Below are 12,623 nucleotides of genomic sequence, written 5' to 3'. Positions count from 1 at the left end.
CGTATGGCAGACAATGACGGCCTGATGCTGGTCGAACGCGATGAAGCGGGCGTAGACACCGCGTTTCGCAAAGATGTGCTGGCAGGCCTTGGCCAAGAGCAAAAGGCGATCCCTGCGCGATGGCTCTATGATGATGCCGGATCGCAGCTGTTTGAGGATATCACCCAGCTTCCCGAATATTACCCGACGCGGGCGGAAACGCAGATTTTGAGCGAGCGCGGTAGCGAATTTGCAGAGCTTATCGGACAGGGCCGCGCGGTGGTGGAATTTGGTTCAGGCTCGTCGGTGAAAACGCCTTTGCTGCTCAAAGCGATTGATCCGGCGGCCTATGTGCCGCTCGATATTTCGGGCGATTTTCTTAGAGCCGCCGCGCGCGATCTGGCGGCGAAGTTTCCTGGCCTTCCGGTCTATCCGGTAGAGGCCGATTTTATGCGGCAGGTTGCTCTGCCAGATGCGAGCGCTGCCATGCCCAAACTGGGCTTTTTCCCCGGCTCCACCATCGGCAATATGGTCGCGCGCACTGCGGTCGATCTTCTGCGCAATATGCGGAAGACGCTGGGCACGGGCGCGCAGCTTTTGATTGGGATGGACCTCATCAAGGATGAAGATGTGCTGGTTGCCGCCTATGATGATGCGGCAGGTGTCACAGCCCAGTTCAACACCAATCTAATCGCGCGCATCAATCGCGAGCTGGAAGGCGATATCGATCAAAGCGCGCTGCATCATGAGGCGCGCTGGAATGATGATTATGCGCGGATCGAAATGCATCTGGTCGCGGACAAGGGCATCAGCTTTGCTGTGTCGGGGCGCAGCTTTGCGATGCGCAAGGGAGAGACGATCCACACCGAAAACAGCCACAAATTCAGCCGCCGCACTGCCAATATGCTGCTGCTCGCATCCGGGTGGGAACCGCAGCAGCGCTGGACCGATAGCAAGGATCGCTTCTCGCTGATCCTCGCCGAAGCGCGCCCCAATCGCAGCGCGCCATAAGGGACCTGATATGAGCGATATTGTGATCATCGGCGCCGGAATGGCGGGCCTTTCCTGCGCGGGCCAGCTGGCGGGCGCTGGGCATAACGTCACCGTGCTTGATAAAGGGCGCGGACCGGGCGGGCGGATGGCTGCGCGCCGGGCGGAAATTGCAGGCGAAACCGTGAGTTTTGATCACGGCGCGCAGTTTTTCACCGCGCGCGATGATGGGTTTGCTGCGCAGGTCAGCGAATGGGAAACGCAAGGCGTGGTCAAACGCTGGGCAGCGGCGGAAACCGGCAAGGATACCGCTTGGGTTGGCACGCCGGGCATGAACGGGCCGATCCGCGCAATGGCCGGGCCTCTCGATGTGCGCTGGGGCGTGCGGGCAGAGCGGGTTGTGCGCGAAGATGGCCGCTGGCGAGTGGCTACAGGCGATGATGTGTTCACCGCCGCAATTCTCCTCATCGCCATTCCCGCAGAACAGGCAGCCACTCTGCTCGCCGATGCCGCGCCTGATCTTGCCGCTATTCCGGCAGGCGTTGTGTCAGAGCCGTGCTGGGCAGTGATGGCCGCTTTTGACGAGCCTCTCGCCGCCATCAGCGACGCCATCAGCGACGCCATAAGCGATCCGCAAGCGCCGATCAGTTGGGCCGCGCGCAATTCTGCCAAGCCTGACCGGGCAGGGGCAGAGACATGGGTGCTGCATGCAAGCCCTCAAAAATCGCGCGCCATCATTGATATGCCAAAGGAAGAGGCTGCGGCGCATTTGCTCGCCGAATTCTTCGCGCAAACAGGCACTGCGCCTGCGCGCCCCATTCACTGCGCCGCGCATCGCTGGCTTTATGCCATGCCCGCCGCGATTAAAGGCGAGCCTGCGCGGTATGATGCCGAGGCACGGATTGGGATTGCAGGCGATTATCTCCATTCTCCCCGCGTCGAAGGGGCGTATATTTCGGGCACGCAGCTGGCGGCAAAAGTGCTTGGCTCCTCATAACGGCTAGTGGACGAGTGCGCCCGCACGGCTCAATCCTTCCCTCACATTGATCGGAGAGAGCCCATGCAAGACTTGTTCGACCTTACCGGCAAAACCGCCATCGTAACGGGCGCGGGCCGCGGCATTGGCGAGGGGATCGCGACGCTGCTGGCCGAGGCAGGCGCGAATGTGGTGTGCGCGGCGCGCTCGATGGATCAGATCGAGCATACGGCTAAGATCATCAATGATGCGCCCGGCGCAGCGCGCGCGATCACGCACAAAACCGATGTGTCCAGCCGCGCCGATATGCTGGCGCTGGCCGCACGCGCGGTGGAGGAATTTGGGCGGATCGATATCTGGGTTAACAATGCGGGCGGATCGCTGGTGTCTGCGCCCTTGGCAGAGCTTGATCCTGATGAATGGGACAAAACGCTGGCGGTGAACCTGTCTTCGGTGTTCTACAGCGTTCAGGCCGCCGTGCCGCATTTGGGTGAGGGCAGCGCGATGGTGAACATCTCCTCGCTCGCAGGGCTCGAACCATTTCCCGGCAGCGCGCACTATTCTGCTGCCAAAGCTGGCGTGAACATGATGACCAAGACGCTGTCGATGGAGCTGGGGCCAAAGACGCGGGTGAATGCGATCATGCCCGGTTTTGTGCCGACCGATACGGTGAAAAAGGCGCTCAATATGTCGGATGAGGATTTTGGCCCGCTGCTGGAACAATTGCAGCTGCCCGCAGGCCGTCTTGGCACGCCAAGGGATATTGCTGGCCTGGTGCTGTATTTGGTCGCGCCCGCGTCTGAATGGATTACGGGTCAATGCATCGCTATGGCGGGTAAGCCCTAAAAGTCAGCTTGATCTGGCGCGCCGATCCCGCTTTAGCACGCCGAGCTATGAGCGAACCTTCCTACCAAGCCGTCCACGATGCCGCCTGCGCGCGCGGGGAGATGGGCTATATCGATCCTGAAACGGGATACATGGTGTTCACCAGGCTCGCCCACGAAAAGCGCGGCACATGCTGCGGCTCCAAGTGCAGGCACTGCCCGTTTGAACATGTGAATGTGAGGTAGAAACGCGCTCCACGTCATTGCGAGGAGCCTGAAAGGCGACGCGGCAATCTATGGACGATGAGAGGTTTGTGTATTCAACAGCAGGCAATGGATTGCTTCGCTTCGCTCGCAATGACGAAGGTTTTAGCGTTTCGGTCGCCTGCCACCGGCGTCTAAACATGCCTTCATACTCTTGAACGGCTTAAAATTCTTTGTTCGCGAATAGTAACTGCTGCCTTTAGCGTGGCAGATCCCGCTTTTAGACATTTTGACAGCAGGCTGTGATTGCGCGCTTGCAGGAGCCTCGAATGCACCAAAGCTTGCTGCATATAGACCAATGATGATGGCAGCTTTCATAGATGCTGCTGCTGGGAAAATCTTGAAAGAAAATGTCATTTGATCGCTCCTGCAATACCAAAAGCAGGAACAAGCTAACAAGTTCCAAAGCCGCAGAACCTAGTCAAACAACAATTCAGAAAAATTCTGGCTGGGGCGGCAGGGACTAAAGATTGAGAGGGTTCAAGCCCGCAGAACTCCTAAAGTCCCTTGTATTTCAACACCTAATGGACCACATACTTGGCCCACAGAGCTGGCCCACAGAAAACCGGAGTGAATATGGCAACGCTACAAAACAGGGGCAATAAGTGGCGGGCCAAAGTGCGTATCCCGGTCTCAGTGAAGGATCGATACGACGACCGGGAACACCTCTACCGGACACTGAAAGCGCTCGATAAGCCTTCCGCCAAAGCCGAGGCGGAAGTGTGGGAAGCTGGGCTAAGGTCCGAATGGAACGCCTCTCAACCAGCCCCCTTTAACACTCCTGCAGACCTGCGAAGCATTTATGAGGATGGCCGCAAGGCGGCTGCGGGTGGTTTGTATGTGGTGGACATGGACAATGATGAGGAGCCTGAGATCACGGGGATTGAGTTCGAGATCGATAAGATTGCCGAGAGGTCGCAGACGCGCGAACTGACAAGAGAGGATGAGGCACGGCTGGCCGCTCTGAATGATGCGAAACAGGACCGCCGAGGCAAGGAGGTATCCCGCAGGCGAGAGTATGAGCCATTGTTCTCAGAACTGGCTGAGAAATATCTGGACCTTTGGGCAATCCAACAGGGGCTTAAAGGCACCAACGTAAGGCAACAGAAAGAGGCGACGTTCCGTCTCTTTGGGGGTTTTATCGGGGACAAACACCTTGGGGACGTGAAACGCGGGGAGGTTGCTGAGTTCATGGACGAGCTACGGCGGTTGCGTCCTAGCTGGGCGCGGTCACCAAAGGCGGCAGAGCTATCATGGGCGGAGCTACTTCGAGAGTTCGGGGGCAATGAGAACGGCCTATCCGCTTCGACATTGAACAGGCACGTGACGACCCTTTCGGCTCTCTGGAAGTGGGCGGACCAGAGGGAGATAGTGGGAGGGCGCAACCCGTTTGACGGGTTCAAGCAGCGCATCAAGAAAGGGATAAATCAGCACCCCTATGTGCCTTGGACAATGGAGGAGCTGCGGCATTTGTTCGACCCACCTCCCAAGCGAGTGGACCTGACCGAGGCCATGGTGGTCGCATTGCATACGGGGATGCGCTTGGATGAGATTGCCTCCCTGACCTTATCCCAAATCAAAGAGGAGGATGGCGTTCGCTTCATTGACGTGGTGGATGCAAAGACACCCGCAGGAAACCGGCAGGTTCCCTTGCACAAGCAAATCGAGTGGCTGGCAGAGATCGAAGGTGAACCGCAGGATCGAGTGTGGCCAAAGTTCAACGCAGAGGGGCCAAGCAAGAAGCCCGGCGCGGACGCGGGGAGGGACTTCTCGTATTTCAAACGGGCGAAGGGATACACTGAGAGGGCTAAGGCCTTCCATAGCTTCCGAAAGAACGTGACCAAGTGCATGGAGAGGGCAGGGGTTCCGGAAAGCGAATGGGCGCAAGTGCTGGGCCATGAACGGGGCATAACCTATGGTCTATATAACCCTGATGGCGTTTCCCTGAAACGGAAGGCGGAGCTGATTGGGATGATCGATTATCCGGGGCTTGACCTATCCCGTTTTGAGCGGACCTAGCCTCTCCCAAAGTGCCCATTTGTACCCCTGCATTTGTGCGGGTTTCTGGCAGGTGTAGCGTCCCGTGTCGCCAACGGAGCTAGGTAGGGTCCAGAGGGGCGCGACAAGGGACGCTAGCAAGCCCTGACACCCATCGACCACGAAGGGGATCAGATGATTGACGCCCGGAGCCTGCATGAGTGGCTGGGGCACCGTCCAGATCAATTCCAGAAATGGATGCAAAATCGGATCGAGGATTACGGCTTCTTAGACGGGGAGGACTTTTCATCCACCCGGATCAAAACCGGAGGACGCCCCAGAACCGACTACCTCCTGACCCTCGACATGGCCAAGGAACTGGCGATGGTGGAGCGTACCCAGATTGGGCGCGTGACACGGTCTTACTTCATCGAGATGGAGAAGACAGAAACCTGCAGAAATACAAGGGCTTGCGATTAACCCTGACCCTCGGAAAAAGAACCATTTTTTCGAGACGTGAGCCGGGGAAGTTCAATAAACCCTCACTCCGGGTGATACGAAACATTTTTGAGAGCATCGCAAACCCTGCTTCACGCCCCCGCGCGCGCTCTTAAGGGGAACTGAAGGAGATCATTGGGTTCTCAATTGGAGCACATACAGTGACCCTTTCAGTGCTCTGAAAGTTCCCTTTCAGTTTCCCTTACACTCACTCCTTCATAGATACCTACAATAGCTCTTCAGTAAGAGACTGACAGTGTCCTGAAAGAGCCACCTAAGACTGGCCAAGGATGGGTGGTCTGGAGTGTGGTCTACGCTTCAGTGAACCCTCAGCCCTCCTTCAGCCCCCTACCAGATATCCATCGGAAGCCCCGCCGGGGTGACCGAGGATTAGCCGTGTCCATTCGACACACCCACAACCCCTGAGACCGGGACAATCCCGGCAGAAAGTTGCTCAATGAGCGAAGACAATCAAACCAACGAGAACCCGAACACCGCAAGCGATATGAACGCGGTGGTCACTGGCTTCTCGAAATCCCTGCAAGTCAGCGCGCCCCCGGCGATACCCGCAGAACACCGGAAGTACGCTAGCGCGCTGCTCGCAATGGACCCGTTTGAGGTCCGAGGAAACGTGCAGTCGGACACGATCAATCCGAACTTCAAGCCCAAGCTTACCACGCTCTCACCTGAGCTGCAGTCGGAAGCTCGCGGCCTCATGCAACGTGGTACGGAAGAGAGTGAGGCGGTCACGGCTGTGGTGAAGCAACACCTAGGTCAGCGTCGTTCCTCAATCGGCACCAGCCCGGACACAAACGACTTCCACCGGGAACTTGTCTCCATCGCTTCTGAGGTCCGCGACATTGAACGCAAGAAGGCAGGCCTTGTCGAGATGATGGAACGGATTGTGGATGTTCGCCTAGCTCGTGACGAGAACGGTGAACCGATTGCTGAGCCTATCCACGGATACTCACAGAACTCCCGCGACAAGATGCAAGGGGAGATTGACCGTCTCGATCATCACAAGCGGCTTCTCGTGAACTCTGACGGCACCCTAGGTATCGAAGGAAAGAAGCGAGCGGACAAGGCACTAGCCACCGCATCGGCCCGCATCCATGACGTGGTCGCTAAGCAGGCGCTTCGCCAAGAAGCCGAGAAGCGCGCCGATGAAATCCTTCGAGAAGAAGAGAAGGAGCGCATGGCCCAGCAGATCGCTAACCTTAAGCGGCGCAAGGCGTAATGCGCAGAAACTCGCACCTCGGCAACGGCTCTTACCTGCCCAAGCGGAAACGCTATCGCAGCCCCTCCGAAGGTTCCCCATTGGCAACCCCGCCAAAGCCCCCACACTGTGAACCAGTGGAACGGCCTATCGTGGGGCTTCCGTTCAAGGTGACTTCGATGGAGCCTGCCAAGCGCAAGCCTCAGCCCCCTTCGGACCCCGTCGGAGAACTGGGAGAGCCTTCGCTCTCAATCCCTTCAAGCATGGTCCCGGTCTCGCGAGAGCAAGCCGAGCCTGCCTTTGGAAGCCGTCTAGGCCGCTCCAAAACCTAACCCACAATACAAGGAACATCCAATGACCACACCCATTACGCCGCCAGACTTCGAACCCATCGCAACCGACGGCGCAGTTCCGTCGGCATGGAAGTCGAAAGTCATCCAACCCGGCATGGTCAGCCATACGGCGATTGGCTCCAAGCCAGAGCCTGAGCCAGAGCCAGAGCCAGAGCCAGAACCCGAGTAAACCCCATCAACCTAGGAGACCAGAGCCATGAGCCTGATCGAACAACTATTCTCCAACTGCAGCACTCACGATAGCGCCCTTTGGAACGACCTGCAGGCCGCAAAGGCTCTGGTGTCCGCAGTGGGAGATATCCCATCCCTACCGATACCGCCGTTGCCCCTTCAAACCTGAAGAAGGGCCGCGAGCGTACCTGCGAACAGTGTGGCGGAACTTACCGCTCCACCCGTTCTAATTCACGTTTCTGTTCAACTCCGTGCCGCAAGAAAGCCCACAGGGGGACCGCCTCTGCGGGAGGCCGCAAGGCCGATCCTGCACATTGGTCTCCAATCTCAAAGGCTCTTCACAAGACAGGCTATGTTGGACTGATTGGTCCATTCAGCTCTCGCTCCACCCAGCCGCGCACCTACGGCCTGTTAGTGGACCCTACAGCTGCTCATGACGAACTCGCACACCAATTCAATCTGAGAGGATGGGGTGTAGTGAGCCGTGAGGAGTTCAACGCTTCTCTGAAGTCAGACGGTATTCACGGGTTCAATGCCCGTTCGCCTGAAGCTGCAGAGCATAAGCGTTGGAAGGACCGCCAACGCATGAGAATGGTTCGAACAGACTAATACTGTAGCGTCCCGTGTCGCGCCCCTAAGCACCTACCCCTGCTTGCTTGGCGACATGGGACGTTTCGCACCCCTGAAAATCCCAGAAAACCATGGGTCAAAGAGGCCACTTTTGGAAACCTTAGACCCCCCAGATGACCAGCCTAAGAAGCTGGCGAAGGATCACCATGCCTTTCGAGCATATCCCAGAGCACTTGCAGCCGCACTTGATGCGCCTCTCGCTACTGGCCTTCAACCTGCGAGCGAACCTCGCAGCCGCCCTAATGATCGCAGCCTTGCGCTAACCATCACCGGAGCACCCGATATGACGATTAAAACAAAACGCTGCACCACATGCGGCGAGGTAAAGCCGCTTTCCGAGTTCTATTTGAACCGGAGTTCGGACCCGAACAGCCACCGGGCAAAGTGCAAGGACTGTAGCCGCGCCTATTCCATTGCTTACAAGAAGAATGGTCCGCCGCTTCACCGCAAAGTTATGAACGAGCTTATTGAGCATGGCTGCGATGCGTTCGACAAGTTCAGCCCGGACGTCCTCGAAGCGGTCACAACTACTGATCCAATCCCCCCGAAACTCTAGCAGTCCTAGAGAAGAGAAAGAAGGATGAAGCGGCGCGCATTAAGAGACGAGACCGAGAACGGGAGAAGCGAGAACATGAGCGGTTTTATCCACGCTACAAAGGCGGAGCAGTTCGGTGAAACAGTATCGTGAATATCGGGGGCTTCACGGGGAGACCATTAGGGTTCCTGAGGAGACAATCGGCTCCGCACCCTACCGCCATGCCTTTGTGCAGTATCCCTTTGCGGCTGCAGCTGAACAGCTTGAGGACCGGAGAGATTGGTTCGCGCAAATGGCGCTGCATTCACGCTGGATCGAGTTCGCGCTGCGTGGGACTTTGTCCAAAGGCTCGCTGCTGAAACGCTCACCAACCTGATTGGTTACAGCGAAAAAAATCCGAAGCGCTATATACGCTAACGACGATGGCGGTTGCCCCCCGTAGGGGTATGCCTACCAGAAAAGCTACCCGGCTCCCCGCGGTCCCCTGCAGATTATCCAAAGGGCCGAAAGGGGAGCCGAATACCCCGGCATTCTTACCGGGCACGGTTGGCCTTTAATCGCGCGAGGAACCTCTCAATGCGTTCGTGGGGTTCAGTAGCTGCGCCGGGACATACTGCCGCGTTATCCTGATCTAGGAACTTACCGAGCCGTGTGTGGACAGCCTTAGCGCGCTTTCCGCTACCCAACTCAAAATCGCCTTCTTCTTGATAGCTTTCCATCTTTCACTCCTTTGTTGAGAACAGACACATGGCCTCTTGATGCGGAGCGCGAAACCTATGGTTCCACATGGTTGAAACTTCCCGAGTCCAGCCGAGTCCTTTTTGAGGTAAACCGATCTTACCCCCTCAAAACTTACACCTTGTGAGAGGGGGTGAAACGGCCTCGCTGTATTGCCTCATAAGTTAGGGTATTGACATTTGAGATATGTCTCATATCATCAGGGTAACTTTTGAAGGAGTTACCCATGAGCCGTATTGCCTACTATCGCGTATCCACCTCAGACCAATCCATCGAAGCCCAGCGCAATGCCATGGGCGGGAACTTCGATCAGGAGTTCAATGACGAGGGTGTTAGCGGGGGCGTTCCTGCAGCGCAGCGACCCGGCTTTGCCAAGATGCTGAGCTACGTGCGCCAAGGGGACACTGTGTGCGTTTATGCGGTGGACCGTCTAGGACGCGATGCGTTGGACGTGCAGGGCACCGTGAGAAGCCTCATAGATCAAGGGGTCACTGTGGACGTTCACGGCCTTGGCCCTATTGGACGGGGCGTAGGTGAGTTGATCCTAGCGGTGCTCGCTCAAGTTGCTGAGATGGAGAAGCGCAGGATTGCTGAGCGCACCGCCGACGGGCGGGCGAGGGCGCGCAAGGCTCTTGAGGAAACTGGCAGGACACACCGGGGCAAGGTAAGCCTTGGCAGGCCTCAGAAGATTGACCCGCAAGAGGTCGCGGGATGGCGGAAAGAGAACGGCGCGAGCATTGCTGCAACAGCGCGTCACTTTGATATCTCACCCGCTACCGTGAGCCGAGCCTGCGCAGCCGCGTGAACAGCCGTTCTAAGGTGTCTTATGCAAACAATACACCTGCCTGATGCCCTGCTTTGTTTGTCAGGTGTTTGTGAGAGGCATAGACCCAGAAGTTGGCCCTCCACGGACCTGCCATCGAAGAAAAAACCGCAGGTAGGGATCAGTGATGTACACCTCCCTGTTGTCTTCGTCCCAATCGATTGCGTTCCCAGAGCCCGTTTCCTTAGATATCTTCGAAAGATGCTTAAGGGCAGAAGTGACCTCATGTTTCTGAGGCATCTTCTCCGGTATCAGGAGGCCAGATAGTGTGTTCCGTAAATCGTCATATGAAATCACAGATTTCGGGCCAGTCTCCGCGATAGCAAGAAGCACAGCTTGATATATATCTACCGCGCCCCCGTTCCTAAGCGGTCGTTTCTCGCGTATTTTTCTACTTTGCGGTCCTGCGGCCAACTTCTGGTAAACAGGAAGTCCGGCGTCTTGAGCAAGGCGCGGAAACATCGTTTCCAACGCATAATCCCGAGGAATCTCATGCTGTCCCATGAACTTCGCGGTCTCTATGTCTAAATCAAAACATATTTCCCAGCAAAACTTTTGCATCAAGAATGGGCTCTCTTGTGCTTCATCCAATAAGCGCTGAAGGATTGGGCCGGGGCAGCTAGTCTTAAGTGCCTCGTGTCCCTGCAGCGCAATCGACTTCAGGTCATCCTTGCCCCACTCTGGAAGAGAAATCGCTGTGAACCTGCCTGTCAATTCTGGCTCTGCCTTCGCGGCCTCGAAAACCCGGTGGGTAACTGAAAGCAGTATCACCTTGAGGCCGTTGAATACCGCACCTTTAAGGTTCCTCATTATGAGAGTTCGATCATCATCTCGAATGTAATGGAAGTCATCAATCACGAGGTGAATTTTGCTTTCGATCAAAGAACGCAGCGCACCAGACATCGAGTCGATTCTTCGAGTTTCGCTCTTGTTCTTCGAGAAAAGCTGCGAACCGCTCGCCGTGGTGACGAGGGGAACGCTCCCTTCAATAGCGAGCTCAGTTTGGCTGCCACTCTGTGTCTCTTCCTGAAACGGGATGTTTAGCTCAGCAGCGACCCTGTCCCAGAAGTCGCTCGCGTCGGCAACGAGACCCCCATCAATCCAGACAAACTGCTTGTCGCGCAAAATGTGGCGGCAAAGGACAGTCTTACCTGTCTTGGTGGGGCCGCTAAGAGAAACAATCTGATTTGGAGTGGAAATGGCGCGGCGAAAGTTCCGCTCAATCTCGTCGTGTTCTCTCTGAACATAGGTTACTGTCGGTTGCCCCCCTGCAGTGAAAACTTCATCTCTATGCATGGCAGGCTCCTTGCCTTTGGCTTTGTTCACTAGATGCGGCGCGCGCCGCGCGCTCGGCAAAGTAAGATACTCGCAGCAGATTAGTTAGAACACAACGGCCCAAAACCGAACCTGACTGAGCAAGAGGAGCTAGCACCGCGCCAATATGGTTTAGAGTGACCGCTACCTTGTCCTCAATTATCCACGTTGTTGGCCCACAAGCATGGCACACGCGCGTGACCTAATTCAGTTTAAGTATCTGAAAAATAGGAATAAAGGAAAAATGGCTGGGGCGGCAGGGATCGAACCTGCGAATGCCGCTACCAAAAAGCGGTGCCTTACCACTTGGCGACGCCCCAGCAGAAGCGCGTCATATAACGCGCCTTTTTGATATGTGAAGGGGAAACCTCCTCGCAATCGAGGAAGTTTCCAGATCAATCCAGTTTCTTGCCTTCAAAATCAGCTGCCGAATGCCGTGTCCGCAATTGCGTGTCCTCATCGCCCCACACCTTGTTGACGATCCGCCCGCGTTTCACACCGGGTCGTGCGGCGATCTCATGGACCCAGCGGGCAACGTTTTTATACTCATCAATCGAAAGGAACGTTTTCGCCTCGTTATAAATCACGCCGAACACAAACGGGGCAAGCCACGGGAAATTGGCGATATCTGCGATGGTGTATTCATCACCGCCCAGAAAACGGCTTTGCGCAAGGCGTTGGTCTGCAACGCTGAAAATACGCTTGGTCTCCATCGCATAGCGGTTGATCGGATATTCGTATTTTTCAGGCGCATAGGCATAGAAATGGCCAAAACCGCCGCCGATGAAAGGCCCGCTGGCGACCTGCCAGAAAGTCCAGGACAAAACCTCGGCGCGCGCGGCGGGGTCTGTGGGCAGGAATTCGCCAAATTTCTCCGCCAGATGCACCAGGATTGCGCCCGATTCGAACACGCGAATGGGTGTATCGCCCGAATTGTCGATCATGGCGGGAATTTTGGAGTTCGGATTGATGCCGACAAAGCCGCTGGTAAACTGCTCCCCTTCGCCAATGTTCACTGTGAACGCGTCATATTCCGCGCCCGTGTGCCCGGCTTCCAGCAATTCTTCGAACATGATCGTGGCTTTCACCCCATTGGGCGTGGCGAGCGAATGCAGTTGAAAGGGATTGTCGCCCTTGGGCAAATCCTTTTCCTCTCGCGCGCCTGCCGTGGGGCGATTGATTGATGCAAAGCGGCCGCCATTTTCGGTGTCATTGGTCCAGACGGCGGGCGGGGTGTAAGTGGGATCGGCCATGATGTGCGGCTCCTTTGAAAAGGCAAATTTCAGTTGAGCGGTACTTGGGGGATCGCCTTCCTGCGCGCAAGGCAAAGGCGCT

Annotated in this window: 15 protein-coding genes and 1 tRNA gene; 12 read left to right on the top strand and 4 right to left on the bottom strand. The window is 56.5% G+C overall.

The annotated features are described in order from the left end of the window. Window positions 1–3 precede the first annotated feature (3 nt). The 4 genes from egtD (at window position 4) to AC0V6W_RS02820 (ending at window position 3,015) form a co-directional block, all read left to right on the top strand. The gene (gene egtD / locus AC0V6W_RS02835) at window positions 4–990 is read left to right on the top strand and encodes an L-histidine N(alpha)-methyltransferase (protein ID WP_486146946.1); all 987 of its coding nucleotides are present in this window, start codon (window positions 4–6) and stop codon (window positions 988–990) included. A 10-nt stretch (window positions 991–1,000) separates the two neighbouring features. Further along, a complete protein-coding gene (locus AC0V6W_RS02830; RefSeq protein ID WP_486146944.1) occupies window positions 1,001–1,966 on the top strand; it encodes an NAD(P)/FAD-dependent oxidoreductase in 966 nt (321 codons plus the stop codon). Window positions 1,967–2,029: 63 nt separating this feature from the next. Beyond that, complete coding sequence (locus tag AC0V6W_RS02825) at window positions 2,030–2,791, top strand: SDR family NAD(P)-dependent oxidoreductase (RefSeq protein ID WP_486146942.1); 762 nt, start codon at window positions 2,030–2,032, stop codon at window positions 2,789–2,791. A 47-nt stretch (window positions 2,792–2,838) separates the two neighbouring features. Continuing rightward, entirely contained in the window at window positions 2,839–3,015 is a 177-nt protein-coding gene (locus AC0V6W_RS02820; RefSeq protein ID WP_486146941.1) for a C1orf53 family protein, read from the top strand. 123 nt (window positions 3,016–3,138) lie between these two features. Here AC0V6W_RS02820 and AC0V6W_RS02815 read toward each other — a convergent pair whose 3' ends face one another. Then, the gene (locus AC0V6W_RS02815) at window positions 3,139–3,390 is read right to left on the bottom strand and encodes a hypothetical protein (RefSeq protein WP_486146939.1); all 252 of its coding nucleotides are present in this window, start codon (window positions 3,388–3,390) and stop codon (window positions 3,139–3,141) included. A 219-nt stretch (window positions 3,391–3,609) separates the two neighbouring features. Here AC0V6W_RS02815 and AC0V6W_RS02810 point away from each other — a divergent pair, with 219 nt between their 5' ends. From AC0V6W_RS02810 to AC0V6W_RS02775, 8 genes are all read left to right on the top strand, one after another. Next, window positions 3,610–5,052 carry a tyrosine-type recombinase/integrase gene (locus AC0V6W_RS02810; protein WP_486146937.1) on the top strand — a complete coding sequence of 481 codons (1,443 nt, stop codon included), beginning with the start codon at window positions 3,610–3,612 and terminating at the stop codon, window positions 5,050–5,052. Window positions 5,053–5,205: 153 nt separating this feature from the next. Then, window positions 5,206–5,490, top strand: coding sequence for an antA/AntB antirepressor family protein (locus AC0V6W_RS02805; RefSeq protein ID WP_486146935.1), 285 nt, complete (start codon window positions 5,206–5,208; stop codon window positions 5,488–5,490). A gap of 475 nt (window positions 5,491–5,965) precedes the next feature. Next, complete coding sequence (locus AC0V6W_RS02800) at window positions 5,966–6,745, top strand: hypothetical protein (protein WP_486146933.1); 780 nt, start codon at window positions 5,966–5,968, stop codon at window positions 6,743–6,745. A gap of 116 nt (window positions 6,746–6,861) precedes the next feature. Then, entirely contained in the window at window positions 6,862–7,056 is a 195-nt protein-coding gene (locus AC0V6W_RS02795) for a hypothetical protein (protein WP_486146931.1), read from the top strand. A 22-nt stretch (window positions 7,057–7,078) separates the two neighbouring features. Then, window positions 7,079–7,246: a hypothetical protein gene (locus tag AC0V6W_RS02790; RefSeq protein ID WP_486146929.1), complete on the top strand. Its 168-nt coding sequence runs from the start codon at window positions 7,079–7,081 to the stop codon at window positions 7,244–7,246. Window positions 7,247–8,161: 915 nt separating this feature from the next. Further along, on the top strand, window positions 8,162–8,434 hold the full coding sequence (locus tag AC0V6W_RS02785) for a hypothetical protein (protein ID WP_486146927.1): 273 nt from the start codon (window positions 8,162–8,164) through the stop codon (window positions 8,432–8,434). Between the two features lie 115 nt (window positions 8,435–8,549). Continuing rightward, window positions 8,550–8,789 carry a hypothetical protein gene (locus tag AC0V6W_RS02780; RefSeq protein ID WP_486146925.1) on the top strand — a complete coding sequence of 80 codons (240 nt, stop codon included), beginning with the start codon at window positions 8,550–8,552 and terminating at the stop codon, window positions 8,787–8,789. Window positions 8,790–9,377: 588 nt separating this feature from the next. Further along, entirely contained in the window at window positions 9,378–9,956 is a 579-nt protein-coding gene (locus AC0V6W_RS02775; RefSeq protein ID WP_486146923.1) for a recombinase family protein, read from the top strand. A 60-nt stretch (window positions 9,957–10,016) separates the two neighbouring features. Here the strand turns inward: AC0V6W_RS02775 and AC0V6W_RS02770 are convergent, their stop codons facing one another. The 3 genes from AC0V6W_RS02770 to yghU form a co-directional block, all read right to left on the bottom strand. Beyond that, window positions 10,017–11,270 carry a P-loop NTPase family protein gene (locus tag AC0V6W_RS02770; RefSeq protein ID WP_486146921.1) on the bottom strand — a complete coding sequence of 418 codons (1,254 nt, stop codon included), beginning with the start codon at window positions 11,268–11,270 and terminating at the stop codon, window positions 10,017–10,019. A gap of 263 nt (window positions 11,271–11,533) precedes the next feature. Further along, window positions 11,534–11,608, bottom strand: a tRNA-Gln gene (locus AC0V6W_RS02765). Window positions 11,609–11,683: 75 nt separating this feature from the next. Beyond that, window positions 11,684–12,541 (bottom strand): glutathione-dependent disulfide-bond oxidoreductase, encoded by an 858-nt coding sequence (yghU, locus tag AC0V6W_RS02760; protein ID WP_486146919.1) that lies wholly within the window; start codon window positions 12,539–12,541, stop codon window positions 11,684–11,686. Window positions 12,542–12,623 lie beyond the last annotated feature (82 nt).

The organism is Erythrobacter sp. JB1-7 (assembly GCF_057365015.1).
The sequence above is the reverse complement of the archived record's forward strand: the minus strand, read 5'-3'. Positions and strand labels throughout refer to the sequence as shown.